At 62.8% G+C, this 24,936-nt stretch carries 21 protein-coding genes and 1 pseudogene; 11 read left to right on the forward strand and 11 right to left on the reverse strand.

Going from position 1 to position 24,936, the window contains the following annotated elements; translation table 11 throughout:
• The first annotated feature begins 165 nt into the window (after positions 1-165).
• Together AC1L6K_RS19285 and AC1L6K_RS19290 are read left to right on the forward strand one after the other, a co-directional pair.
• Entirely contained in the window at positions 166-1,161 is a 996-nt protein-coding gene (locus AC1L6K_RS19285) for an NADP-dependent oxidoreductase (RefSeq protein WP_480950446.1), read from the forward strand.
• A gap of 67 nt (positions 1,162-1,228) precedes the next feature.
• Positions 1,229-2,131, forward strand: a complete 903-nt coding sequence (locus AC1L6K_RS19290) for an alpha/beta fold hydrolase (RefSeq protein WP_480950447.1) — start codon at positions 1,229-1,231, stop codon at positions 2,129-2,131.
• A 136-nt stretch (positions 2,132-2,267) separates the two neighbouring features.
• Here the strand turns inward: AC1L6K_RS19290 and AC1L6K_RS19295 are convergent.
• A pseudogene (locus AC1L6K_RS19295) lies at positions 2,268-2,980 on the reverse strand (SDR family oxidoreductase).
• A gap of 111 nt (positions 2,981-3,091) precedes the next feature.
• Complete coding sequence (locus AC1L6K_RS19300) at positions 3,092-4,168, reverse strand: alkene reductase (protein WP_480950448.1); 1,077 nt, start codon at positions 4,166-4,168, stop codon at positions 3,092-3,094.
• A gap of 167 nt (positions 4,169-4,335) precedes the next feature.
• Here AC1L6K_RS19300 and AC1L6K_RS19305 point away from each other — a divergent pair, with 167 nt between their 5' ends.
• Positions 4,336-4,935: a TetR/AcrR family transcriptional regulator gene (locus tag AC1L6K_RS19305; protein ID WP_480950449.1), complete on the forward strand. Its 600-nt coding sequence runs from the start codon at positions 4,336-4,338 to the stop codon at positions 4,933-4,935.
• A 31-nt stretch (positions 4,936-4,966) separates the two neighbouring features.
• Here AC1L6K_RS19305 and AC1L6K_RS19310 read toward each other — a convergent pair whose 3' ends face one another.
• The 4 genes from AC1L6K_RS19310 to AC1L6K_RS19325 form a co-directional block, all read right to left on the reverse strand.
• A complete protein-coding gene (locus tag AC1L6K_RS19310) occupies positions 4,967-5,740 on the reverse strand; it encodes a type 1 glutamine amidotransferase domain-containing protein (protein WP_480950450.1) in 774 nt (257 codons plus the stop codon).
• Between the two features lie 382 nt (positions 5,741-6,122).
• A complete protein-coding gene (locus AC1L6K_RS19315; RefSeq protein ID WP_480950451.1) occupies positions 6,123-7,343 on the reverse strand; it encodes an MFS transporter in 1,221 nt (406 codons plus the stop codon).
• Positions 7,344-7,648: 305 nt separating this feature from the next.
• On the reverse strand, positions 7,649-8,338 hold the full coding sequence (locus AC1L6K_RS19320) for a nucleoside/nucleotide kinase family protein (protein WP_480950452.1): 690 nt from the start codon (positions 8,336-8,338) through the stop codon (positions 7,649-7,651).
• On the reverse strand, positions 8,335-8,979 hold the full coding sequence (locus AC1L6K_RS19325) for an ABC transporter permease (RefSeq protein ID WP_480950453.1): 645 nt from the start codon (positions 8,977-8,979) through the stop codon (positions 8,335-8,337). Before AC1L6K_RS19325 ends, AC1L6K_RS19320 begins: the two co-directional genes overlap by 4 nt.
• Before the next feature lie 316 nt (positions 8,980-9,295).
• On the opposite strand from AC1L6K_RS19325, the gene AC1L6K_RS19330 reads away from it, so the two are divergent.
• The 4 genes from AC1L6K_RS19330 (at position 9,296) to AC1L6K_RS19345 (ending at position 14,498) form a co-directional block, all read left to right on the forward strand.
• Positions 9,296-10,813, forward strand: coding sequence for an APC family permease (locus tag AC1L6K_RS19330; protein WP_480950454.1), 1,518 nt, complete (start codon positions 9,296-9,298; stop codon positions 10,811-10,813).
• Between the two features lie 127 nt (positions 10,814-10,940).
• Positions 10,941-12,164 carry a saccharopine dehydrogenase family protein gene (locus AC1L6K_RS19335; RefSeq protein WP_480952826.1) on the forward strand — a complete coding sequence of 408 codons (1,224 nt, stop codon included), beginning with the start codon at positions 10,941-10,943 and terminating at the stop codon, positions 12,162-12,164.
• Positions 12,165-12,232: 68 nt separating this feature from the next.
• On the forward strand, positions 12,233-12,817 hold the full coding sequence (locus tag AC1L6K_RS19340; RefSeq protein ID WP_480950455.1) for a TetR/AcrR family transcriptional regulator: 585 nt from the start codon (positions 12,233-12,235) through the stop codon (positions 12,815-12,817).
• A 142-nt stretch (positions 12,818-12,959) separates the two neighbouring features.
• Positions 12,960-14,498, forward strand: coding sequence for a multicopper oxidase family protein (locus AC1L6K_RS19345; protein WP_480950456.1), 1,539 nt, complete (start codon positions 12,960-12,962; stop codon positions 14,496-14,498).
• Positions 14,499-14,538: 40 nt separating this feature from the next.
• Here the strand turns inward: AC1L6K_RS19345 and AC1L6K_RS19350 are convergent, their stop codons facing one another.
• On the reverse strand, positions 14,539-15,180 hold the full coding sequence (locus AC1L6K_RS19350; RefSeq protein ID WP_480950457.1) for an ATP-binding cassette domain-containing protein: 642 nt from the start codon (positions 15,178-15,180) through the stop codon (positions 14,539-14,541).
• A gap of 53 nt (positions 15,181-15,233) precedes the next feature.
• Between AC1L6K_RS19350 and aztB the strand changes: the two genes are divergently transcribed.
• Genes aztB through aztD form a run of 4 tightly spaced genes read left to right on the forward strand, consistent with a single transcriptional unit; the run spans position 15,234 to position 19,587 of the window.
• Complete coding sequence (aztB, locus tag AC1L6K_RS19355; RefSeq protein ID WP_480950458.1) at positions 15,234-16,142, forward strand: zinc ABC transporter permease AztB; 909 nt, start codon at positions 15,234-15,236, stop codon at positions 16,140-16,142.
• Positions 16,139-17,371, forward strand: a complete 1,233-nt coding sequence (locus tag AC1L6K_RS19360; protein ID WP_480950459.1) for an ABC transporter — start codon at positions 16,139-16,141, stop codon at positions 17,369-17,371. The genes aztB and AC1L6K_RS19360 overlap by 4 nt, the downstream gene beginning before the upstream one ends.
• Positions 17,368-18,324: a zinc ABC transporter substrate-binding protein AztC gene (gene aztC / locus AC1L6K_RS19365; RefSeq protein ID WP_480950460.1), complete on the forward strand. Its 957-nt coding sequence runs from the start codon at positions 17,368-17,370 to the stop codon at positions 18,322-18,324. Before AC1L6K_RS19360 ends, aztC begins: the two co-directional genes overlap by 4 nt.
• 36 nt (positions 18,325-18,360) lie before the next feature.
• Complete coding sequence (gene aztD / locus AC1L6K_RS19370; RefSeq protein ID WP_480950461.1) at positions 18,361-19,587, forward strand: zinc metallochaperone AztD; 1,227 nt, start codon at positions 18,361-18,363, stop codon at positions 19,585-19,587.
• Positions 19,588-20,256: 669 nt separating this feature from the next.
• Here the strand turns inward: aztD and AC1L6K_RS19375 are convergent.
• From AC1L6K_RS19375 to AC1L6K_RS19390, 4 genes are all read right to left on the reverse strand, one after another.
• Entirely contained in the window at positions 20,257-20,853 is a 597-nt protein-coding gene (locus AC1L6K_RS19375) for an RraA family protein (RefSeq protein ID WP_480950462.1), read from the reverse strand.
• Positions 20,854-20,882: 29 nt separating this feature from the next.
• Complete coding sequence (locus AC1L6K_RS19380; RefSeq protein WP_480950463.1) at positions 20,883-22,046, reverse strand: RidA family protein; 1,164 nt, start codon at positions 22,044-22,046, stop codon at positions 20,883-20,885.
• The gene (locus AC1L6K_RS19385; protein ID WP_480950464.1) at positions 22,043-23,419 is read right to left on the reverse strand and encodes an MFS transporter; all 1,377 of its coding nucleotides are present in this window, start codon (positions 23,417-23,419) and stop codon (positions 22,043-22,045) included. Before AC1L6K_RS19385 ends, AC1L6K_RS19380 begins: the two co-directional genes overlap by 4 nt.
• A gap of 174 nt (positions 23,420-23,593) precedes the next feature.
• Positions 23,594-24,754, reverse strand: coding sequence for a helix-turn-helix domain-containing protein (locus AC1L6K_RS19390; protein WP_480950465.1), 1,161 nt, complete (start codon positions 24,752-24,754; stop codon positions 23,594-23,596).
• Positions 24,755-24,936 lie beyond the last annotated feature (182 nt).

Here is a 24,936-nt window from a genome sequence, read left to right on the forward strand (position 1 = left end):
TGCCAACCCGGCGCAGGATGGCTCCAGCCGCGGCAGCTGCCCACCCAAGTTGCCGGTAATCCTCACTTGCACAAAATTATGAGTATACTCAATTATGACTGTACTCTGACTTGCTTTATGGCAGGATTTTGGGGCAGGCATCATTGAACGCGAGGGAGACATGCCATGAAGGCTTTCGTTATCAGCCGGTACAAGGGTCCGTTGGAGGCAGCGGACGTGCCCGAACCCGTGGTTGGGGAGCACGAGGTCCTTATTCAAGTGCGGGCGGCGGGACTCAACCAGTTGGATGAGAAGATCCGTACTGGCGAGTTCAAGCAGATATTGCCGTACAAGTTTCCGTTGGTCCTTGGCCACGACGTTGCGGGTGTCGTACTCCGTGTTGGTGCGAAGGTGCAGGCGTTCAAACCCGGTGATGAGGTCTATGGGCGGCCTCGCAAGGAGCGTATCGGCTCATTTGCCGAGCGAATCGCCGTACCCGAAGCGGACCTGGCACTGAAACCAGCCTCGATCAGCTTCGACGAAGCAGGCGCAATGCCGCTGGTGGCCTTGACCGCATGGCAGGCGCTCATCGAGCGGGGCAATGTCCAGCCCGGGCAAAAGGTCCTGATCCATGCTGGCGCCGGTGGGGTGGGCTCGATTGCCATTCAGCTTGCCAAACATCTCGGAGCGACCGTCGCGACAACCGTCAGCACGGCCAATATGGACTTCGCGCGTGACCTTGGCGCGGACATTGTCATTGACTACCGCAATGAGGATTTCGAACAGCTTCTCTCTGGTTATGACCTGGTGCTGGACGGCCTCGGCGGGGAAAACCTGCAGAAATCCCTGCGTGTTCTCAAGCCGGGCGGCAAGGCGATCGGCATCTCCGGGCCGCCTACTCCGGACTTCGCCCGCGAGGCCGGTCTCAACCCTGTGCTGCGCCTGGCGATCACCGGACTCAGTGCCGGCGTCAGGCGTCAGGCCGGCAAGCTTGGAGTGAGCTACGAGTTCTTGTTCATGCATGCCAGCGGCGAGCAGCTGGGCCGGATCTCATCCCTCGTTGATGAAGGCGCACTTCGTCCAATTGTTGGACGGGTGCTCCCCTTCGACCAGACGGTCCAGGCCCTGAAAGATCTTGACAGGGGCGGCTTCCGCGGCAAGATCGTGGTCAGCGCACCCTGACCGCGTGCATCTGCCGAGTCCCGTCCAGGTCCGTTGAAACCGTTCGAAGCCAGACCACAGGAGCATCATGAGTACTAGTGGACATGCCCGAAATGGCGTCAGTTCCTCTTATGTGGACGCCCCGGAACGCACCATTACCGCCGGTGGCGTTAGCTACGCTTATCGGGAATTGGGTCCCACGGGAGGCGTCCCTGTCATCTTCTTTGTCCATCTGGCCGCGAACCTGGACAACTGGGATCCGCGCATCGTTGACCCCCTGGCCCAACTCCACCACGTCATCACCTTCGATAACCGCGGTGTGGGCGCTTCAACAGGCGAGGTGCCTGGCAGCATCGAGGAAATGGCCGACGATGCGCACTCCTTCATCAAGGCTCTCGGCTTCAACTCGGTCGACGTCTTTGCGCTGTCTTTGGGAGGAATGGTGGCCCAAAGCCTTGTGGACAGGCACCCTGCGTTGGTCCGCAAATTAATCCTCATGGGCACGGGGCCCAAGGGCGGCGAAAGCACTGACAGGGTTGCGGCAATTACCTATTTCGACATGGCCCGGGCCGCGTTGAGCAGATCTGATCCCAAGGAGTTCCTGTTCTTCAACCGGGACGAGGAGGGAAAGCAGGCTGGGAAGGCGTTTGTGAAGCGCCTCAAGGAGCGCACGGTGGACCGTGACGCGCCCATCTCGTTCAGGGCTTTTCAGTCACAACTGAAAGCCATAAAAGACTGGGGACGCGGACCCAAAATGGATCTGGCCAGGATTGCCCACCCCACCCTGATCGTCAGCGGCGATAATGACCGCATGGTGCCGACCCGATTCTCCCAAGATTTGCACCGGCGCATCAACGGCTCCGAACTGGTCATCCACCCAAATGCAGGCCACGGCAGTATTTTCCAGTTCCACGAACAATTCCCTCCGGTCGCCATCGAATTCCTCGACAGGCCGGCTGCCACCCAAAATCCTGCCATCGGGGATCACTGACCCGCCCTGCATCCCCAAGGACATGGCTCGAACGTCACACCACCAATGACCGGCAGCCAGCCCCGCGACCGCGGGGCTGGCTGCCGGTCATTGCCCGCCCGAAACGGGCACAGGCCTTGGGACCGGAGGACGCCGTTTACGCCGTTGTGCGGCTCAATTGGGGGTAGACCGCTTCGAGCGGGGCACTGAGCCCGGCCTTCAGCTGTGCCGATGCGGCATCGGCCAGGACCTCGTGCTCGCCGGCTTCGACGGCATTGAAGACGATGTTCACCAGATCCGCCGGGTCCGTCTTCGGATCCGTTGAGTGCGCGGCCATGGGCGTGTCGACATAGGCAACATGCACCCCGACGACCTGTACGCCCGCGGGGGCCAGTTCCAGGCGCAGTGAGTTCGTTGCCGACCACAAGGCCGCCTTGGTGGCACTGTAAATTCCAGCGACGGCATACCAGCTCAGTGCTGAATGCATGTCGATCAGCACCGCATTCCCCTTGGCCGACAGAACCGGTGCAAACGCCCTGGCAACAAACAAGGGACCGAGGAAATTGGTTTCCACGTTGGCCCGGATTTCGTCGTCCGTGTGGTTGAGGATTCCGGCGCCGCCCACCGAGGCTCCCGCATTGTTGATCAACACTGTCACGTCCCCGGCAGCTTCAACTGCGGCCTGGATTGACGCGGCGTCGGTGACATCCAGGGCAAGGGGGACGATCCGCTTGTCCTCCCATGGCCGGGGGTGCGGGCGGTGGCATAGACCTTGCTCGCGCCGCGGGCCAGGGCTTCGTGGACGAAATGGGTGCCGATGCCACCGTTTGCTCCGGTGACAAGGACAACTGCACCGTTAAGTGATGTCATGTTCATGAACTTTCTGCTGGTTGGGTGGCCGCACCGATGCGCACGGCCTTCAAGCGTGGGTTGTGATTCAAATTTCCCGCTGCTGCGGGCAGGGTGGTCCAAGATGCCAGGTCAGACGTGGGCCAAGGCGGGATAGTCGACGTATCCGGCTTCGCCGCCGCCGTAGATGGTTGCGGGGTCCAGCTCATTGAGCGGGGCATCGGTGCGCAGGCGCTCCACGATGTCCGGGTTGGCCAGGGCAAATCGGCCCAGCGGGGCAATGTCGGCAAGGCCGGCGTCGATGTCATTGGCAATCTGCTCGCGGGTGCGGCCATAGCGGACCACCAGCACCGCCGTGGGCCAGACATCCCGGAAGGAGCGCAGCAGTTCATCATCACCGACATGGTGAAGGTGCAGGTAGGCAAGGTTCAGCTTCGCCAGTTCACCGACCAGGTGCCGGTATTGTGCCCGCACGCTCCCGGTGTCACCCTCGTCGATCCCGCCTAGGGGCATGGACGGTGAGAGCCTGATGCCAACGCGGTCGGCTCCGATCTCGTCGGCGACGGCCTGGGCCACCTCAACAACGAACCTGGACCTGTTCTCCACCGAGCCGCCGTAGGAGTCGGTGCGGTGGTTGGCGTTCGGGGAGAGGAACTGATGCAGCAGGTAGCCATTGGCGCCGTGGATTTCCACGCCATCGGCGCCCGCGGCGATGGCGGAGGCTGCCGCATGGCGGAACTCGGCGGTCACGGTGGCAATGTCCGCGGAGCTGAGTTCACGCGGAACCGGCATCTTCTGCAGCCCGGTCGGCGTCGAGATGTCCTTGCCTGCGGAGATCGCCGACGGCGCCACCGGGGCACGGTGGTGGGGTGTGTTGTCCGGGTGCGCCGAGCGGCCGGCATGCATCAGCTGGATGAACAGCGACCCGCCGCCGGCATGCACCGCATCGGCAACCTGACGCCAGCCGGCGATGTGCTCAGGCGTGTAGATTCCCAGGGTGTTCAAATATCCCTGTCCGGCCGCCGAGGGCTGGACACCCTCGGTAATGACAAGACCAAGGGAAGCGCGCTGCCCGTAGTACGTCGCGGCGAGGTCGCCGGGGGTGCCATCAGGATTGGCCCGGTTGCGGGTCATGGGAGCCAGTGCGAGTCGGTGGGAAAGTTCCACGCGGCCGAGAGTGAACGGTTGCCAGAGAGAAGATAAAGCCATGGGAAGAGGTCCTTTGCCTTGTTCGATCACGGACGTCGGTACGGCAGGCCACCAGATGAATGTCCTGCACCCTCGTGGGAGAATGAGTGGACACATATCCGAGCCCACACAACACCGACTACACTCATAACTGAGTGTGATCATATTCTATTCCCGGAAGGATCCTTATGGCAGTCGTCTCCCAACCAATTGGCCGGCGCGAGCGAAACAAGCAGGACAAGCTGGACCGGATCGTGGCTGCCGCCCGAGAACTTTTCGCCGAGCACGGTGTTGCTGACGTGACGACGCAGCAGATCGCCGACAAGGCAGATATTGGCGCCGGCACCCTCTTCCTTTACACCAAGTCCAAGGGAGAGCTGCTCCTGCTTGTGCAAAACTCCACCTACGCGCAAGCGCTGACTAATGGCAGGGCCGCCGCCGAGTCAATAACCGACACCCTTGAGGCCGTCATGGCCATCGTCCGTCGGGTAGTGGAATGCAACCGCACCCAGGTCGACAACGGGCGGACCTACCTGCGGGAAATGGTTTTTGGCGATCATGAGGAACCGCGCCACCGCGATGCCCTGGCTCTCTCAGCCCAGACCGAGGAAGCCATTGCCGACGTGCTGCTGCGGGACAAAGGCATTCAACCCGAAAGCGCGCCAACTCTCGCGCACATCATCTCGGCGGTCATGTTCCTGGGCATGGCAGCCAGCATCAACGCCACCAAAACCGTCGACGAGATACTACAAGAACTCAGAACGCAGATCCGAGTCCTGCTGGCATAAACGCCCTGTCGGAGCAAACGTCCAGGCGGGATCAGTGCTCCGTGTGGGCGCGCGCCGCGGCAGCCTTCTCGGCATCCTTGCGCGCGCGCAGTTCCTCCGACTGGTGCTGCTCTTCAGCCTTTTCGTGGTGAATCACCTCGGCCAGGAGCTTTTCCATCTCCTTGGCGACTCCGGCTGCCGACGCCGGGTTCTGGCCGGTGACGAGCCTGTCGTCCACCACGACCTGCTCTTCGAAGACGCCGGCTGAGACGTGGGTGGCCCCCTGTTCCACGATCCGGTCGGCGAGGAAGAACGGGATCACCTTGTCCTTGCCCGCAGCCACTTCTTCGTCATTCGTGAACGCAGCCACCTTCCTGCCGTTGACGAGGTGGATGCCGTTCTCCATCACCACGTTGATCAGGCCCGCAGGTCCGTGGCATACAGCCCCGACCACGCCACCGTTGCTGTAGACGCTGGCGACCAGGCGCTGCAGGCCGTCGCTGTCCGGGAAGTCCCACATGGTGCCGTGGCCGCCCACGAGATAGACGGCGTCGTATTGTGCAGGATCGACGACGTCGACGCGGGCAGTGTTGTACAGGCCGGCACGGGTGGCCTCGTTCTCGGTGAAGGCAACTTGAATGGGATCGTCCCGGTCCACTTCATCGCGGGGTGGCTGGCCGCCCTGAATGGACGCGAAGTCGACAAAGTGCCCGGAATCCTTGAACACCTTCCAGGGATGCGCAGCCTCAGCCACGTTGTACCCCGTCTGCTCTGCCGTATCGCCGATCGTGGAAACGCTGGTCAAAACCATGAGAATTTTCTTCATGACTTGCTCCTTTCGTCCACTTTCCACCCTAAGCCGCAGCCGGGCACCCTGGCTAGGACCGGAATTTGGGCCATCCCGCTTGTTGCCCTTCCCTCTTTTTTCACAGCACGACGGCGGGAGGTCACCATTGTTGAAAAGGCTTGAGTTCCAGTGGTCGTGTTCTGGGAAAGTTGGCTAGCCATTCAGTGGACCCTGCCGTGGGCGGCCGTATCGATGTTGCGCGTCCACCTGATGGATTGGCGTCGGGGAACGCACGGGGCCTTGCCCGAATCGGGACCACCTTCACAAAAGGGACGGAGTTTGCGTAAAAAGCAGGTGGCAGGCAACCGTCCTTTGCGCAAACACCGGCCGATGTGGGCCGGCCCCACTATTTTGGGCCGGGTCAGGCGGAAACGGATTCCGGTTCGGTGGCGCCCTTGCGCTGCACCGGCTTGGCGGCGGAGGTGAGCAGGGATGCGAGCGTCACGACCACGAGGACGAGAACCATGGCGCCGCGCAGACCGAATTCTTCGCCCAGGAAGCCCAACAGCGGCGGGCCGACGAGGAAGGCCACGTAGCCGGCGGTGGCGACAGCGGCCACCGAGGAGGTGGGGTCGTCGCTGTCAGCCGCGGCAGACAAGGTCACCGGGAAGCCCAGTGCGGCGCCGACACCCCAGAGCAGCACCGCGGCACCAGCGACGATCGGGCTGTCGGAGAAGACGACGAGTGCAACTCCGGCGGCGGAGACGAGCGTGCTGGCGCGCAGGACTGTGGCATTGCCGAATTTCTTCAGCAGCGGCGCTCCCAGGAAGCGTCCGATCGTCATGGCGGCCGCGAATCCTGCGAAAATCGCCGAGCCGAGTGTGGGAGTGAGCCCGTGGCCGTCGACCATGAGCAGGGGCAGCCAATCCATGGCCGATCCTTCTGCGAGCGCAAGCGCGAGAATGATCATGCCCAGCATCAGCAGGCGCGGTTCGCGCCAGGCTGCAAGCCAGGGCTTCCGGGGCGCCTGCGCCTTGGCTGTCCGGGGCTGCCGGGTGACGCGGCCTGTCACCGGGGAGACGAAGCGGGTCAACAGGCCCAACACGCAGGCGGCGAGCAGTGCAACGTAAATGAGCTGCCAGGTGACGGAGAAATTGATGGCCGTCAGGATGATGCCGGCGGCGGCGCCTATCACCGTGCCGAGGCTGAAACAGCCGTGCAGGGCCGGCATGATGGATTGTCCCGACAGCGTCTCCAACGCCGCGCCCTCGATGTTGATGGCGATTTCCGAGACACCGATGCCGAAGCCCACCAGTGCCAGTCCGGCAAAGACGCCGGGAAAGGTGGAGAGGCCTGCGAAGATGCCGATCATGGCGACGCCCGCGATGAAACTGGAACCGCCGACGGCCACCGTGAGGCGCACGCCGTGGCGCCGGACAACGGCGGCCGAGGACAGCACACCGCTCATCGATCCGACGGACAGGCCCAGCAGCACCAGGCCCATTTCAGCTGTCGACGCCTCCAGCAGATCCCGCACCGCAGGGGTCCGCACAACCCACGAGGACATGCCAATGCCGAACATCAGCATGAAGGCGAAAATGGCAATGCGGCGCCGTCGGAAATCCGCGAGGGTAGTCGTCATGTGTAGGATCCTATGCCGTTATTGTGCGATCGTTTGCATGGTTACGGGGTGCTTCGCGGGAACGCTTCGACAGATGCCTGCCGCCATGCAGATCATCCACATCGGAGCGGCTGCCCCCTCGCCACTACAGGGCTTTCAAAGTTTGTTACAGGGCAGGAAGCACGACTCCTCAGCAATCGCCGCAGGAACCTACCCTCGAGATGGCAGTGGCCCTGGTTGTCACCACTGAATGGCGGTGACAACCAGGGCCACTGTTGATGTCAGCATGCGGCACAACAAATTTTGCCACGCTTCGATTCACACTGCTATTTTCCAGATCCAGTAGCCACAGCTGAGGGCGTGTGTTCGACGACAAGCGTGCTCCGGTTGTTTCCATCGGCGACCAGCCGCGCGTTCCGTTCGTCGTTGCCTGTGGCACGCCACTCCGCAACGGCAGCGTCGTTGTCGAAAAGCAGGTGCCGGGCTGTGAGCCGACGCAAGCGCTCATCCTGGTCGAGCTCGACGAACCAGGTCTCATCCAAGAGATCGGCAACATTTTTCCATGGGGCTTCATCCAGAAGGAGGTAGTTGCCCTCGGTGATAACAAGTCGTGTCTCTGGTGGGATGGCAATTGCACCGGCAATCGCGTCATTCACGTCCCGCCGAAAGGCCGGCGCATAGATCTCCTGAGTGGTTTGTGCCCGTATCTGAGTCAGCATCGCCACATAGCCGACACCGTCAAAAGTGTCAGGTGCGCCCTTTCTGTGCTCCAGCCCACGGGCTTCAAGCACCGATTGAGCCAGATGGTAGCCGTCCATGGGCACGAGTGCGACCTGGCGCGGATAGCGCGTGAGCAGGTGTTCAAGGAGCCATTCGGAGATGGTCGACTTACCGGCGCCAGGAGCGCCGGCGATTCCAAGAATGGAACGCCCCGGGGCTTGGATAAGCGCCTCGGCCCGTGCCAGCAAAGACTGCTGCCCGAGGTCGTTCCACCGCATATGCAAAGGAGCGTTCATGGTCGTTTTCCTACTCTGGCTTGGACGAGAACGACCATCAACAAGAACGCTCCACGAATGACTGATTGCCAACAGGAACTGATTTGCACAGTCCCCATTCCGTTTTCAAATACTATTACGTTGAAGATCAACTGCATGAGCATGAGTCCGATGAGTGTGCCGGCCACGGAGCCGATGTCTCCCGTGAGAAGCGTGCCACCAACGACGACTGCTGCAATGGCAATTGGTTCCCAACCAGTTCCGGTATCTGTACTGACAGACCCCGTCTGGGCAGCAAGTACGATCCCGGCAAGTCCGGATGGAAGACCAGACAGGACGTAGACAGACATTTTGGTTCCGGTGGTGCGGACTCCCAGAAGTTCGGCGGATTCCTCACTTCCGCCAATGGCAAGCACGCGCCTTGCCCAGGCAGTGTACTTCAGTGCAAAGGCGCCGAGTGCAAAGACTGCAAACATAAACCATTTCAAGCCGGGAGACCGACCCAGTTGGCGCTGCCGATCGCCAGGAGTGGACTGTCCTTTTGTACGACGGTTGGCTGGGCGGACGCCAGTTGCAGCCCAGATTCTTGCAGCGCCACAGCAGGTCCGGTACTGCGCTGCACGATCCAGGTGACACGGCGACCTCTGCCAGGCATTCGCCATCCGCCGCTCCACATTGGCTTCACCCAGGAGACTGCACCGTTCAGGGATTCGCGCCGCCTTGTTGGCGGCCCGTCGGCTTCACGCCGATTTCATGCACACGACACAATTCCCCACTCCCCCGCTAAGGCACCCCGGCGCGAAATCATGCCCGGCTCAGCCGCGCCCGGCCGCAAGCGACACCGCCACCAGGGCGGCCACCGCCAATTGTGCCAACCTGCCTTGTTGACAGAAATGTGACGCAGGCTATACCGTAGTGAGCGACCAACCAGTTGGTCGGTAACTTAAAGAGCCGTTACAAGAGACGATGAGGTCCCTCATGCAACAAAAATCCGTGACAGCCAGCCCCCAACGGCCGGCGGCAGCAACGGATAAGGGGCTTGCCGCCGGGAAGCTCGGCTTGATGTCCTCGACGGTCATTGGCCTGGGCTCAACCGCCCCCTTGTACTCGCTGGCCGCCACCCTGGGCTTCATCGTGATGGCGGCAGGCGCACAGGCTCCCGTGGCAATCATCGCCGCATTCATCCCCATGTGCCTGACGGCCTTCGCCTACCGCGAGCTCAACACCGCCGTGCCGGACTCGGGCACCGCATTCACGTGGGCCGCCAAGGCCTTTGGCCCACGCACCGGCTGGTTCGCAGGCTGGGGCGTGTTCGTTGCCGGCGTCATCGTGATGGCCAGCCAGTCGGAGGTGGCCTCCCGCTACCTGCTGCTGTTGATGGGCGACGGCTCACTGGCCCAGTCAAAATTCATCGTCACCACGCTCGGGGCGCTCATCATCATTGTCATGACCTGGGTGTCGTACCGGGCGGTGGAGGCCGGGGCATTCGCCCAGTCGGCGCTCATGGCCCTGCAATACCTGGCGATCATCGCCTTTTGCGTGGGCCTGGTCCTGGCGCTGGCCGAGGGCGGCGGCACCCTGCCGTTCGCCTGGGACTGGTTCAACCCCTTCGCCTCAGGCAACCCGGCCGGCTTCATGCAGGCAGTGCTCATCGCCATCTTCATCTTCTGGGGCTGGGACACGTGCCTGTCCCTGGCCGAGGAAACAAAGAACCCGCGCACCACCCCCGGTCTTGCCGCCCTGCTCTCCACCGTCACACTGCTCATCACCTACATTGGCATGACGGTGCTCGCCATGATGTTTGCCGGCGTCGGAACCGGCGGCAAGGGACTGGCAAATCCCGAAGGTGCCGAGGACGTTTTCTACGCGCTGCGCGGCGACGCACTGGGCCAATACGGGTGGGTCCTGGTCTTCGCCGTGTTCATCTCCGCCCTGTCGACCTGCCAAACCACGATCCTGCCCACAGCCCGCGGCAGCTTTTCGATGGGCGTCTACAAGGCGCTGCCCAAGGCGTTCGCGGGCGTCTCCCCCAAATACCAGACCCCCGCGTTCTCCACTGTCTTCATGGGTGTGGTCTCGGTGGCCTTTTATGTGGGCATGACGATCATCAGCGGCAACATCCTGGCCGACACCATCGAATCAACGTCCCTGGCCGTGGCGATGTACTACACCATCACCTCGTTCGCCTGCATCGTCTACTTCCGCAAAAACCTCTTCGATTCGCTGCGCAACACCGTGTTCCGCCTGGTCCTGCCCCTGATCGGCGGACTCACGATGGGAGCCGTCTTCATCTACTCGGCCATCAGCATGTTCGACCCGGACTACGGCACCACCACGCTCCTGGGCACCTCGGGCACGTTCGTCATGGGCGTCGGCTCACTGCTCCTGGGCCTGGTCGTCATGACCGTGTACTCCCGCTTCCGAAGCGGCCGCCAATACTTCTCGGGCGAGAGCCTCAACCGCGACACCGAGGTCCTGGTCCCCGAGACCAACTGACCATCCGCACCCACCCGGCCGGCCGCCGTCGTCAGTCCTTGCAAGACACGTACGACGTCGGCCTGCCACCTTCCAGCCTGCCGCGCCAACCGCGCGGGGAACCTCACCAGAAAGGGACACCATGTCCATGCATATCCTGATCGTTGGCGCCGGCGGCGTCGGCTCCGCGGCGGCCCGCATTGCCTCCCGCCGTTCATTCTTCGAAAAACTTGCGATCGCGGACTACGATCCGGCCCGCCCGGAATCCCTCGTGGCGGCCATCGGGGACCCGCGCTACACAGCAGCCCAGGTCGACGCCTCCAGCGAAGAGGCGATCGTGGCGCTCATCAAGTCGACAGGCGCCACGCACGTGCTCAACGCCGTCGACCCCCGCTTTGTCATGCCGATCTTCAACGCCGCACGCACAGCCGGGATCACCTACCTGGACATGGCCATGAGCCTGTCCACCAGCGACGCCGACAAGCCGTACGAGAAGACGAACGTCATGCTGGGCGACGAGCAGTTCGCCAAGGCCGGCGACTGGGAAGCCGACGGCCAGCTGGCACTGGTGGGCATCGGCGTCGAGCCCGGCCTCTCCGACGTCATGGCACGGTACGCGGCGGATGAACTGTTCGACGAGATTGACACGCTCTCGGTGCGCGACGGCGCCAACCTCACGGTTGACGGCTTCGACTTTGCCCCGTCATTCTCGATTTGGACCACCCTCGAGGAGTGCCTGAACCCGCCCGTGCTGTACGACGTCGACAAGGGCGGCTGGCACACGGCGGAACCCTTCTCCGATCCCATCGTCTTCGATTTCCCGGAGGGCATCGGCGAGGTCGAGTGCGTCAACGTAGAGCATGAAGAGGTCTCCCTCATGCCGCGCTGGATCAACGCAAAGAAGGTCGAGTTCAAGTACGGCCTGGGCAACGAGTTCATCGAGGTGCTCCGGACCATCGAAAAGCTTGGCCTGGCCTCCACCGAACCCGTCAACGTCAAGGGCCAGATGGTCTCCCCGCGCGACGTCGTTGCCGCCTGCCTGCCGGACCCCGCCACGCTTGGCCCGCTCATGAAGGGCAAAACCTGCGCCGGCGTCCACGTCACTGGCAAGCGCAAGGACGGCAAGGAGGGCGGACTGTACCTGTACCACGTGGCCGACAACGAAGACACGATGGCCCGTGACGACTCCCAGGCAGTGGTCTGGCAGACAGCGATCAACCCTGTCATCGCCCTGGAATTGCTGGCCAATGGCACATGGTCGGGTGCCGGTGTGCTGGGGCCGGAGGCGTTCACAGCCAAGCCGTTCCTGACCCTGATGGCTGCCTCCGAGCCCGAGGGCTACGGATCGCCCTGGGGTATCATCGAACGGTAAATGGCCTTGCTGTGGCGGCGCACTTCCGTGGATTTGCGCCGCCACAGATCATGCAGCAGAGGAAACAATTGGCTCACACCAAGCCTGAACTGATTATCGACACCTACGTCGCCCTCCTGGCCGACACGGGGGTCAAACAGGCAACCATTGACGCCGTCGCCAAACGCTCCGGACTCTCCAAGGCCGGGCTGCTGCACCACTTCCGATCCCGCGCCGAGCTCGACGCGGGCCTCGTCACGCACCTGCGCGAGCTGGTCACGGAGGACATCGCCCTCATGCGGGAATCGCCGCTGGGCGCTGCGCACTATTACCTGAGCTCTTCCTTCGACGCCGGCTCCGCACTTGAGCGGGCGGTGGTCGCCGTGACCCGCCTTTCGCAGGCGGGGAACACTCCTGCGGGCGAAACGCTGAGGTGGGCCCGCGGCCTCTGGTACTCCGTCCTTGACGACGAGCTTGCCGACCCGCTGCTGTCCCGCTTTGTGCTGCTGGCCGGCGACGGGGTCAGCTACCACACGGACATTGAGGGTTCAGGTGATGAGGCTTCGGGCCCCTTCATCTCGCAAACTGACATCGCCGCATTCGCGCAACTCATCGAGCAGCTGCGATCCAGAGGGGCAGCCGGAGGGACAACCGGCGGGACGGCGGCCGGGTAGCCGGGCGGCCGGGACACGCAGCGGCACCAAACGTCGACAGTGTCACGGCCCGGTAGCGTCCTGGCCCGCAGTGTCCCGGCCAGATGAGCATTTCCGCCAACTTCGCCCGATCCCCCACCAGCCGAACAACGAAGGCCAGTGCATGAGCAGCAACTCCCAAAACCATCCGACGCCGGCCACCGACGGTCCGCCTCCGATCCAGATCAAGCGCCGAACGCTCCTGATTGGGTTGGGTGCACTGGGCGCCATTGGCGGGATCGGGTATTGGGCCACGGCAGGAAAGCCTGACAACACCGAGGCCGTCTTTGCCACTCCCCTGCGGATCCCGCCGCTGCTGGAGGCAGAGATGCTCGACGGCGAACGCGTCTTCCGCTTGAACGCCCAGGCCGGTGAAACCGAGCTCGTGCCCGGCGTCCCCTTTGCGACGATGGGCTTCAACGGCACCCACCTTGGACCGACGCTTCGGGCTGCCCGCGGGGACAAGGTTCGCGTGCACGTCACGAACGAGCTCACCGTCGCAACCACTGCCCATTGGCACGGCATGCTGCTCCCGGCCAGCCAGGATGGAACCGCGCATCAAGCCATCGCCCCCGGCACCACATGGACGCCGGCGTGGCAGGTCAACCAACCGGCCGCAACACTTTGGTACCACCCACACCCCCACGGGCAGACCGAATTACAGGTCGGCAGCGGCATGGCCGGCATGTTCCTCATCGACGAGGAGACGCCGTCCGGCCTGCCGTCGGACTATGGCGTGGACGACATCCCGCTCATCATTCAAGACGTCACTGTGCAATCCGGGGGCCAACGCCAGGGAACGCCCACCACCGCACCCATCGGGCGGATCGGCAACACCGTGATCGTCAACGGCACCCATGAACCGCACTTTGCCGCGACCACCCGCCTGCTGCGGTTCCGAATCCTGAACGCCTCGGCAGCACGCTGCTACAACCTTGAGCTCTCAACCGGGGACGAGTTCCAGCTCGTGGGCACCGACGGCGGACTGCTTCCCGCCCCGACTCCGCTGAGCAGCCTGCTGCTCTCCCCTGCCGAACGCGTCGAAATCCTTGTCACGGTGCCGCAGGGTGCCGATCTGCTCCTGCGCTCGGTGCCGCACGACCTTGGCATGAACCACGGCGACAACATGACCTCCGGCGCCGAGGACACCTTTGGAATTCTGCGCATCACGGGCGCGGGCGCGGACGCCGCCACCTCCGGCGCGCTGCCCACGGCGCTCCCGTCGGCAGCGCATCCCGGGCGGGCGTCCGGCGTCGAACGTCATTTCATGCTTGGGGACACGACGATCAACGGCAAGTCCATGGACATGAGCCGCATCGACACGGTGGTTGCGGCCAATTCCACCGAGTTGTGGACGATCGAAAACACGTCCAAGCGCGCCCATAATTTCCACATTCATGGGACGCAGTTCGTCGTCGAGGCGGAAAATGGCGGCAGTCCGGCACCCCGGAACCAGGGCTGGAAGGACACCATCTTCATCGCGCCGGGTGGCACCGCCGAACTGACTGTCCCCTTCGGCAGCCACGCCGACCCCACCACCCCGTATATGTACCACTGCCACATGCTCTGGCATGAGGATCAAGGCATGATGGCCCAGTACGTTCTCACCGACGGCGAGCCTTCGCCCGAGCCAATAATGCTCGACGGCGCGATGCACCACTGACGACCCGCCCGCGTTCCGCCGCAGGAAACCGGCGCACGCGCTAGCTGACCCGCCGGCCGCCCACCAGCCTCACCACGGCGTCGGCGGCGGCAATGGAATCCTCGTCATGGCTGACACAGGCGACTGCAGCACCGAGGCGCGCTTCTTCGGCGAGCATGGCCCGCGTGCGTTCCCGGCTCTCTGCATCGAGGCCCGCTGCCGGTTCATCGAGCAGGAAGATCCGCGCCCGGCGGGCAATTCCCTGGGCGAGCAGCGCGCGTTGGCGTTGGCCGCCGGAGAGGCCGTTGAAGGGCGCTGTCGCGAAATCGGCGAGGTGGACGCGGTCCAGTGCCTCGGCAACCCGGGATTTTCGCTCCATGGCGTCGATTTTCCGTGAGCCTCGCGGCGAACCACCCCAGGTCCCCATCGTGACCACTTCCCGCACGGTCAGGGGCAACGAGCCAGGGGTGGTCACCCGCTGGACCACCAGCGCCACCCCGGCCGCGCGCTCCACCGCACCCGCCAGGGGCTGGCGCACGCCCGCAAGAATCTCGATGAGGGTCGATTTGCCGGCGCCGTTGGGCCCGGAAATGGCTGTAACGCTGCCCCACGCCAGCTCGACGTCGACATTCTCAAGAACGGGAAGCCCGCCGAAGGCAAAGGACAGGTCTCGCCCGCGGAGGGCGTATTCAGAAGTGATCACACCTCACCCTACCCCTATTTGATAATCGTTCTCATTATCATTAGTCTGATTTCATGCATTGGCTTATGGAACCCTTCTCCGCAGACTTCTTTCTGCGAGCGCTGCTCGGCGGCGCCCTCGTTGCGATCATCTGCGGGGTGGTGGGCACCTGGGTTGTTGTCCGCGGCATGGCATTTTTAGGCGAAGCGATTGGCCATGGCATGCTCCCGGGTGTTGCGCTGGCAACAATTGCCGGAGCCCCAGCCGTCGTGGGCGGTGCGGTCAGTGCCATTGTCATGAGCGCGTTGATCAGCGCGCTGCAGCGACGTGGCCGGCTGTCGTATGACACAAGCATTGGCCTGCTGTTTGTTGCGATGTTGTCCCTCGGGGTCATCGTCGTCTCGCACTCGCGGTCCTTCGCCACCGACGCAACGGCCATGCTTTTCGGCGACATCCTGGCCATGAACAAGGGTGACTTGATCGGCCTGCTCAGTGCCGCGATCGTTACAATCGTTGTGGCCGCGGCCCTGCGCCGCAGCTTCGTCGCCGCCGCGTTCGACACCCGCATAGCCCAAACGCTGGGGCTTCGTCCGCACGTGGCGCAGCTGGCCCTGGTGGGCTTGGTGACGCTTGCCGTCGTCTCCTCCTATCAAGCCGTCGGGTCCTTGCTGGTCGTTGGCCTGCTGCTGGCGCCGGCCGTCGCAGCCACCCCGTGGACAGCCGGCATCCCCGCCCGCATGGTGGCCGCATCCGTCTTCGGCACACTCGCCGTCGGCCTGGGCCTCCTCTGTTCCTGGTACGCAGGCACGGCGGCGGGGGCCTCCATCGCCGCGGCAGCCATCGCCCTGGCTGCCCTCTCAAATGCGACAGCAAGCCTCATCGCCAGGCGGCACCGCCCGGCAATGACTGCCTGCGCAGCCACCACCGAAGAAGAACCCGCTCCCCTCCCCGTTTCCGCGTCACTCCCTGGAAAGTTGTCATGAACATCCGAACACCACAGGCGGCACTGGCCGCCCTTGCCCTTCTTGCCCTCGCGGGCTGCAGCAGCGCACCCTCCCCGCAACCAGCGGCGGATGCACCTGCCCGGCCGGGGCACGGCGCGATTACTGGAGCAGCCCAGGTTGCCGAGCCACAGCTACATCTGGTGGCCATCGACGCCGCGGGCAAAGCCTCCATGCTCGACCTGCTGACCGGCACGGAGGCCCAGCTTGAATCCGTGCAGCCGCCGGCCAGTGTCACCAGTGACGGGCGCTATGTTTTCGCGGCCAACACCAACGGCGTGGAGATCATCGACAGCGGCGTGTGGACGTGGGATCACGTGGACCACTTCCACTACTACCAGGCCGAACCCGCGGCGCTCGGCACAGTCGCCGGCGGGGGCACGGCAACTGTCGCGACGGGGCTGCTCTCCACGGCCGGCACCACTGGCATGTTCTTCCCGTCCTCCGGTTCCGCCGTCCTTGTTGACAATGCGGCGCTGTCGGACGGAACGATTTCCGAGACCCTCCGCCTGGAGGTTGCACCGCATGCGGGCCTCATCGCTCCGCTGGGCGACGGCGCGGTCGTCACCGAGGCGGATGCAAGTGGCACGGCCGCCCGCCTGCGTGCCATTGACGTCAACGGCAAGGAACTAGCGACGGCGGAGTGCCCGGCTGCCGCGGGCACCATCACCACCCGGGTCGGTCTCGTCGTCGGATGTGCCGACGGTGCGGTGGTCGCCACCAGCGATGGGGCCACCCCGGTTCTGGAGCTTGTTCCCTACCCGGCAGGAGCGGCCGCACCGGCAACGGCATTCGACGCACGCAAGGGCCGTCCCACCGTGGCCGGCATCGGGCAGGACGCCGGGGTGTGGTTGCTCAACACCCGTGAGCGGGAGTGGGACTGGCTTCCCACCGCCACCCCGGTGCTCGCCGCTGCCGCGGTGGACGACGAGGCCGGGCACGTCGTCGTCGTCGGCACCGACGGCACGGTCCAGGTGTATGGGGAAGGCAGCAAGGAGCGCACGGCAACGACAAAGCCGCTGATGCCCAAAACCCTGGCCAGCCCGGAACTGGCGGAGAAGGTTAGGCTCACCGTTGACGGCGGGCGCGCCTACGTCAGCGCACCGGCGGAGGGCGTGGTGTTTGAGATTGACTTCGCTGATGGCGCCCGCATTGCCCGGACCCTTGAATTGCCGACACAGCCCGTGCACCTCGTGGAGACCGGCCGATGAGGCGCCCCGTGCTGCTGACCGTCGCAGTGGTGGCGGCCATGGTCGTGTCGGGGTGCTCGCAACCGGCATCATCACAGGGGCCACAGGCACAGGATCCGGCGGCACAGGATCCGGCGGCACAGGCTCCGCAGATCGTGGTCACCACGAACATTCTGGGCGACGTGGCCCGCCAGGTCCTTGGCGACCAGGCAACCGTGACCACGCTGATGCAGCCCGAGGCTGACCCGCACTCCTTTGAAATTTCCGCCCAACAGGCTGCCAGGATGGGCGACGCGGACCTGCTGGTGTCCAACGGCCTGGGCCTGGAAGAGGGATTGCAGCAGCATCTCGACAGGGCTGCCGCGGCCGGCACTCCCCTGCTGGCCGCCGGTGACGTGATCGGCGTCGTGCCCTACAGTTCCGGGGACGCGGAGGGTGCGCCGGACCCCCATTTCTGGACCGATCCGGCCGCCATGCTCAGCGTCGTCAACGCCCTTGAGGCCGCCGCATCCACGATCGACGGGATCGACGCCGGGAAGCTGGCCACCAGCGCGGCCGCCTACCGGGCCCGGCTGGCGGAACTCGATGCCGAGATGACAACGGCCTTCGCGGCACTCCCGGCCGAGCGCCGGGCGTTGGTCACCAACCACCACGTCTTTGGCTACCTCGCGGAACGGTTCGATTTCCGGGTCGTCGGGGCCGTCATTCCCGGCGGAACCACGCTCGCCGCACCCAGCGCCGCCGATCTGCGCCAGCTCAGCGAAGCGATCAGCAGCGCCGGAGTGCCCACCATTTTTGCCGAATCATCCCAGCCAGACCGCCTGGTCCAGGTCCTGGCCAGTGAGGCCGGCATCGACGTCGAGGTCAGCGAACTGTTCACGGAATCACTGAGCCGCCCCGACGGTGAGGCACCAACGTACGTGGACATGATGCGCACCAACACCCAACGAATCGTCCAGGGACTTTCGCCCTGATCACGCTCACACAATTGCTCTTTCACCCAATAGAAAATGAGGAATCATCACATGCTCCGTCCAAGAAATACCCGATTGGGAGTCACCGCCGCAATCGCCGGGATCCTGCTTGTGGCCACAGGCTGCGCCAACGGTTCGGGAACCCCCGGCGCCGTAGCGGAGGCGCCGGGGACCTCCGCCGCTGATGCGAACGGACGCGTCGCCGTTTCCCACGAAGGCGGCATCAGCGTCCTCGACGGCAAGACGCTCGAGGTCGTCAAGAACTTCGAGTCCGAGGAGTTCACCCGGCTGAGCGCCGCCGGAGACGGCAGGCACGTCTTCGTCACCACAACGGCCGGCTTCCAGCTGCTGGACATGGCCGAACCACAACTCACCGACGTGGTGGTCGATGCAACCGCGCCGGGCCACGTTGTCCGGCACGCCGGAAATACTGTCCTTTTCGACGATGGGACGGGCACCACCACCATCTTCAAATCCGGGGACCTCGCCAACATCAGCGGAGCACTGCCCGAAACGCGGACGCACACGGCCGAATCGCCCCACCACGGCGTATCAATTGTGCTCCAGGACGGGAAACTCCTGACCACCTTGGGTGACGATTCCGCACGCCCCGGGGCTGTTGTCCTGGAAGCTCACGAGGATCATTGGGACCCCATCGCCGAGAGCAGGGAATGCCCGGGGATTCACGGTGAAGGCACCGCCGCCGATGAGGCGGTAGTCTTCGGTTGCGAGGACGGTGCGCTGCTGTACCACCACGGAAAATTCGAGAAGTTCACCGCCCCGGACAAGTACGGCCGGATGGGCAACGCGTTCGTCTCCGAAACCAGCCCGATCGTCGTTGGCGACTACAAGAATGACCCCGACGCCGAAGGCTACCTCCTCAACTCCGTGGCCCTGATCGATACCGAGAAGCACAGCTACAACGTGGTCAAGCTTCCCGACACCGTCAACTACACGTTCCGTGACGTTGCCCGGGGGCCCGGGGACCTGGCCTACATTCTGTCCACGAACGGTTCCATTCACGTGCTGGATCCGAAAGACGGAAAGATCACCGATGAATTCCCTGTGATCGGTGCGTGGGAGGGTCCCGCCGAATGGCAGGACGCCCATCCCGCCATCATGGTCAACGGCACCACAGCTTATGTCACCGAACCCGCCACCAGCACGATCCATTCAGTTGACCTCACCACCGGCAAGATCACCGCATCCAAGAAAATGGACGTCGTCCCGAACGAAATCGCCATCACCGTCGGAGCACACTAGCTCCTCTTAACCCGGCAGGTGCCGCACCCTTCGGGGTGCGGCACCTGCTTTATTTTTGCCGACAACTGCCGCCGGAGAATCTTCCCGGACCATAAACGGGAAAATCAGCAGGGCAGGCTCCGGCATCAATGCAGTGGATGCCGAGGTCGAAACGACCGGGAGCGAACTCCTCGCGAAGCGATCGATGGCTCCTTCATGAATGGAGATGCCAGACCGGTTGGCCGTTGACTGCCACCTTCGTTCGTGAAGGAGCCACTGGGCAAAGCTCAGACAACCTAACGGACGCAGTTTTCGATTCGAGGCCGCGGCAAAATCACCCTTTCAGGCCACCCGAGATCAAATCGAGCTTCCAGTATCTCTGCAGGAAGGGCACGAGAGCCATAAGCGGGATGATCGACACCGCGGCGCCAGTAATCGCCACGGAATAAAGCGCCGGTGCACTCGACCCCTTCGACAACAGAGTAAACAGCCCCACAGTGAGAGGGCAATAATCTTGACTTGAGAGCATAATGTACGTTGGGTCGTGGCCCTCCCCCGAGCCAACAGCCATGGCCGAAGCAAAACCACCCGGGTGCCCCAAGGGGCACCCGGGTCGCTCAGTGCCGACCCGGTTCAGGGCCCGCGCGGCGTTGCAACTGGTCCCGAGTTATTGATTCTCAAGATCCAGGTTCATCGGACTGGAAGTACGCTTGCGATGGCCTCACCCGATTGGATACGTGCCAAGATTCCAGGCTCAGCCAGGTCAGTGGCAATTGCTCGGTCAACGATGGCCGCCGCCACTTCAAGTGTCAGGACCAGAACTCCGTTGTCATCCGCCATGACCACGTCACCTGGATGGACCGTCACCCCACCACAAACCACTGGGACGTTGACGGCGCTGCGGGCATCCGTCTGGCGCTTGGTGGTGAGTACGCTGGTGCCGCGGGCGAAGACAGGCAGTCCCGCTTCGCGCAGCTCCACGATGTCCGTCACCACACCGTCGACGACTATGCCGGCGGCACCAGCAGTCCGAGCGGCGCATGCCGTCACTGCCCCCACTGGTGCGTGCCGCAGGTCGTTTCCGGTTTCAATGACCAGAACATCCCCCGGCTCCAACATGGCCAGTCCCTGGTTCGTTGCGAAGGCGTCGGCCCCCGCAATTCGCACAGTAACTGCCCGCCCTACAACATGCACATTCTCGAGCAGGGAACGGATGCCAGTGTCAAGGAATCCGTCTTCCAAAAAATGCCCAATCGTGGGGAAACTGACTGATTGAAGCCGAGCCATGAGGTCGGCATCCCAAGCCGCAGTTCCGCTCACGCTGTATCAGCCCCGACCGCAATGCACTGGATCTCAAAGGTGAAGTCCCAGATGCCCACGCACACCGATGTGGTGGCTGGCAGGTGCGCGCCAAAAACCTCGGCGTAAATTCTGTCGTATTCTTCCTGCTGTTCAAGGCTGGTCAGATACGTGGTGACGTTGACAACCGATGCCAGTCCCGACCCGGCCCCCTCCAGCACTGTTTTCAAATTCAACAGCACTTGCCGCACGCTGCCAGCAAAATCTTGCGGCCGGTCATCGACCGTGCTGATCAGCGGGATTTGGCCGGTGGTAAAGATGAAGCCGTTGGCCAAGACTGCCTGGGAAAACGGGCCCACAGAGTCAGCCAGTCCCGGGAACGTCGCGTATCTCGTGATGTTCCCGGCCACCGGAGATGGATTTTTCAGGGCCGCAATGCACTCTATTTCGAGGGCAATGTCCCAGATGTCCACGCAGCATGACGTCCGGGCGGGCAGTTCGGCGCCAATGGTTTCGGCGTAAATGTCATTGTATTCAAGCAGCTGCTCGGGATCGGTCAGGTACGTTGTCACCTTTGCCATGTGGTCCATGCTTGAACCGGCGGCTGTCAACACTGTGTCCAGGTTCGCCAGCACCTGTCGCACTCTTCCGCCGAAGCTTTCCGGCTGGTCAGCCATGCTGGTGATTGCCGGGGTCTGCCCCGACGTAAATACGAACCCATTGGCCACAACAGCTTGCGAGTACGGCCCCAGCACCGGCGCCATTCCAGCCACGTTGGCAATCCGCCGAATACAGTCCGGGTGATCCGAGTCCCCCGCCACAGCAATACACTGGATTTCAATGGCATGGACGCTGTCCGCAACCATGACAGTCGTCCTAGCCGGCAAACTGGATCCAAACGCCTCCGCGTAAATCGCGTTGTAGTCGGCAAGCCGGGGATCGGTGAGGAATGTCGTCACCTTGACGACCCGGTCCATGCTGGATCCAGCTTCCTCCAACGTCCGTTCAAGGTTGGCCAAGGCCTGCCGAACCTGGTCATCAAAGCCGGAGGGACCTTCCGCCGCTCTTGACTTGTCCGGGACTTGGCCGGACACAAATACGAATCCATTCGCAATGACAGCTTCTGAGGACGTCCCCAATGTCAGCACGGTTCCGTTGTCTCGTTCAATGCGCCGGATCATACGGTGACACCTTCTTCAACAACCGGCAGGTGGGAAGCCGCCTTGGCGCCTTCATCATCAACCACATTGATGTTCTTTCGCAGTGTCTCACTCAACATGAGCAGGGCGACCAGCGATACAGCGGCCGAGCCAATAAGGAACCATGCAACTGAGGATCCCTCGCCGGTTGCGCTGAGAAGGGCAGTGGTAACTACAGGCGTAATGGCACTGCCCAGAAGGCCCGCAAGCATGTAGGAGACGGACAGCCCCGAGTAGCGGACTCGTGGCCCAAACAGCTCGGCCAGGAACGTCGCGATGGGACCATAGTTGGCACAGAATGCCGTCATCATGAGGGCGTAGCCGAGTAGCAGCCCGAAGACGGTTTGGGTGTCCATGAGCCAGAACAGGGGGAAGGCCAGGACAATCTCAGCCACCAATCCGCCAATGATCACGGGCTTGCGGCCAATTTTGTCAGAGAGCCGGCCGAACAGTGGGAGCATTACGAGGCCAACTCCGCATGCGACGAGCACCGCCAACAGCATGGTGTCCGTGTGGAAATTGAGTTCGGTCTTGCCATAGGTCAAGCCAAAGGCAACCAAGACGTTGAATGCTGTTCCTGAAGAGACTGTGGCCAGTGCCCCGAGAATAACCTGCTTCCAGTACTTGCGCAGCAAATCGAAGAGAGGAATTTTTGCCTTGGCACCGGCAGCCTTGACGGCCTGGAACGACGGTGTCTCCTCAAGTGAGAGCCGGATGTAGAGGCCAACAGCAACCAAAATGACGCTGGCAAGGAAGGGAATGCGCCAGCCCCAAGCAAGCAGTGCTTCTTCGGGCATGACTGCAGCAACGAGCAGAAAGGCCAAGTTCGCGATCATCGTTCCGCCGGGAACTCCGAGCTGGACCAGTGATCCGTAGAAACCGCGCTTTTCCTTCGGCGCGTGTTCAACGACCATCAATACTGCACCGCCCCACTCGCCGCCGAGCGCCAGTCCCTGAATGACTCGAAGGACCAACAGAAGAATTGGGGCCGCGATTCCGATGGTTGCATAATCTGGAAGGAGTCCGATGGCGAAGGTGGCCGCGCCCATCGTCAGCAGCGAGGTAAGGAGCATGGACTTGCGCCCCATGCGGTCCCCAAAGTGGCCGAACAATGCAGCACCGATGATTCGGGCCACGTAGGCGGCGGCGAATGTACCGAAAGCCAGCATGGTGCCGATGAGTGGGTCAAAGCTGGGGAAGAAGATCTTGTTGAACACAAGAGCGGACGCGGTGGCGAAAAGGAAAAGATCGTACCACTCGACCGTAGTGCCAATCACGCTGGCGACAGCGATCTTTCGCATCTTGGCCACCGGAGTGGACGACACTGCTCCGCCGGCAGCTGGAATATTAGGCATGGAAGCTCTCCAACAAATGGATTAGGGGAAGAATTCTGCGGTGGAGTCACCGCTTCCCTTAAACTCTGATGTGTTGCCGATCACAATTCAATGGCAAATCCCACCGGCTTTGAGGCCGAACAATGGGCCTCTGCCCAATTTTTTTGCATCAGCCCTGTAATTTTGGAGAATCTGTCAATCCGGCCAGGCGATGGCAATCCTTGCAGCCTGGGCCGGCACCATCAGGTCGAATCCAGTGACTTCCCTGAACCTTGCAAGGCGGTTCAGGATGGTGTTGCGGTGGCAAAACAGCATCGTGGCGGTTTCTGCGACGCTCCCCGTTTGCAGGAATGCCCTCACCGACTCCTCCATCCGCTGCTTCTCGCCCTCCCGGCACTGGGCCAGCATCACCTGAAGGTCCCGTTCCAGATCCAAGCCGGTTTCACGAAGCTTTTCCCGCGCCAACCGTCGCCATCCGGACTCAATGGTCAGGGGAAACTCGTCCTCATCAGTCAGCAATTGTGCCAACGCTGCAGCCGTTGCCCCGGCAGCTGCAAGGGACCGCAACCCGGGAACGCGTTGCACCAGGCCGCAAACCGTCACCGGTGCGCCTGTCGCAGTTTCCGAGTGCATGGCCCGGGCGTGGGATCGGCTGAACGGCTGCCAGAACATGAACGAGACATTGCCGCTCTGATACATGAAGGGCCCCTTCACGCGGAACGTCAACAGTTCCTTTTGAAGTGCACGCACCGCCTCGCCACTGGCAGCTGCAATCTCAAACTCCCCCTCCGGGTCGACTTCCAATGCAGAAGCTGCCTGGGCAACCACATCCACAGTCTGACCGGCCGGCCCAAACAGCTTGGCGATAAATTCCTGTCGGTAATTCGATTCCTCCTGCGCCATGCGGACCCGTTCGGACAGGTAGCTCATATGGGTTTGGGTTGCGTATTCGTCAACCACCCTCCACACATGCTCCACCTGCCCAGCCAACAACACGGCATCGTCACTGCCGCAGTGCTCTAAGAGATCGGTCCACACAACACTGAAATCCAGCCTAATCGCCGTGATCAGCGACTCTGGAGGAATGCCCTGCCGCGCCCGCTTTTCACCCAGCGCCGACGCGTAGTCCAGCAGCTCAACACCCGCCCTTCCATCGGAAAGGCTCTGAGCCAGCAGTCGCAGAGACTCCAAAGCCGTCTTGCGGACGTCGGCTGGATCAACCATTTCCGTGGCATAGCTCGGGACACTGGAGACACGCGTAAGGAAACGCTCGGCCAGTTCATCAATGCGATCACCGAGCTCCTTGACAATCGAGCTCCATCGTTCACCATTGCTGGCATCCATAAAGTTGTGCATTCGCCCACCTTATCCGGTGAAGAGGACTGGGTAAATCTCTAGTTCTCCAACTTACGGCAAGAAGTTGACGGTCGTTTTGCCTGGACGCACGACAGAGAATTGTGAAATTACACAATTTTCTCCACCATTTACGCGGCACCGAACCAGTCCAATTTGCTGAATCTCCTGACAAAATGGAAGCA

Source organism: Specibacter sp. BI4, assembly GCF_056680095.1.

Coding starts and splice junctions, on each gene's coding strand:
- AC1L6K_RS19375 (WP_480950462.1), bottom strand. CDS start 20,853: ATGGCTCGGCTTCAATCAGTCAGTTTCCCCACGATTGGGCATTTTTTG.
- aztB (WP_480950458.1), top strand. CDS start 15,234: ATGCATTGGCTTATGGAACCCTTCTCCGCAGACTTCTTTCTGCGAGCG.
- AC1L6K_RS19330 (WP_480950454.1), top strand. CDS start 9,296: ATGCAACAAAAATCCGTGACAGCCAGCCCCCAACGGCCGGCGGCAGCA.
- aztC (WP_480950460.1), top strand. CDS start 17,368: ATGAGGCGCCCCGTGCTGCTGACCGTCGCAGTGGTGGCGGCCATGGTC.
- AC1L6K_RS19360 (WP_480950459.1), top strand. CDS start 16,139: ATGAACATCCGAACACCACAGGCGGCACTGGCCGCCCTTGCCCTTCTT.
- AC1L6K_RS19305 (WP_480950449.1), top strand. CDS start 4,336: ATGGCAGTCGTCTCCCAACCAATTGGCCGGCGCGAGCGAAACAAGCAG.
- AC1L6K_RS19310 (WP_480950450.1), bottom strand. CDS start 5,740: ATGAAGAAAATTCTCATGGTTTTGACCAGCGTTTCCACGATCGGCGAT.
- AC1L6K_RS19285 (WP_480950446.1), top strand. CDS start 166: ATGAAGGCTTTCGTTATCAGCCGGTACAAGGGTCCGTTGGAGGCAGCG.
- AC1L6K_RS19320 (WP_480950452.1), bottom strand. CDS start 8,338: ATGAACGCTCCTTTGCATATGCGGTGGAACGACCTCGGGCAGCAGTCT.
- AC1L6K_RS19335 (WP_480952826.1), top strand. CDS start 10,941: ATGCATATCCTGATCGTTGGCGCCGGCGGCGTCGGCTCCGCGGCGGCC.
- aztD (WP_480950461.1), top strand. CDS start 18,361: ATGAGGAATCATCACATGCTCCGTCCAAGAAATACCCGATTGGGAGTC.
- AC1L6K_RS19345 (WP_480950456.1), top strand. CDS start 12,960: ATGAGCAGCAACTCCCAAAACCATCCGACGCCGGCCACCGACGGTCCG.
- AC1L6K_RS19300 (WP_480950448.1), bottom strand. CDS start 4,168: ATGGCTTTATCTTCTCTCTGGCAACCGTTCACTCTCGGCCGCGTGGAA.
- AC1L6K_RS19290 (WP_480950447.1), top strand. CDS start 1,229: ATGAGTACTAGTGGACATGCCCGAAATGGCGTCAGTTCCTCTTATGTG.
- AC1L6K_RS19390 (WP_480950465.1), bottom strand. CDS start 24,754: ATGCACAACTTTATGGATGCCAGCAATGGTGAACGATGGAGCTCGATT.
- AC1L6K_RS19325 (WP_480950453.1), bottom strand. CDS start 8,979: ATGGCGAATGCCTGGCAGAGGTCGCCGTGTCACCTGGATCGTGCAGCG.
- AC1L6K_RS19385 (WP_480950464.1), bottom strand. CDS start 23,419: ATGCCTAATATTCCAGCTGCCGGCGGAGCAGTGTCGTCCACTCCGGTG.
- AC1L6K_RS19380 (WP_480950463.1), bottom strand. CDS start 22,046: ATGATCCGGCGCATTGAACGAGACAACGGAACCGTGCTGACATTGGGG.
- AC1L6K_RS19315 (WP_480950451.1), bottom strand. CDS start 7,343: ATGACGACTACCCTCGCGGATTTCCGACGGCGCCGCATTGCCATTTTC.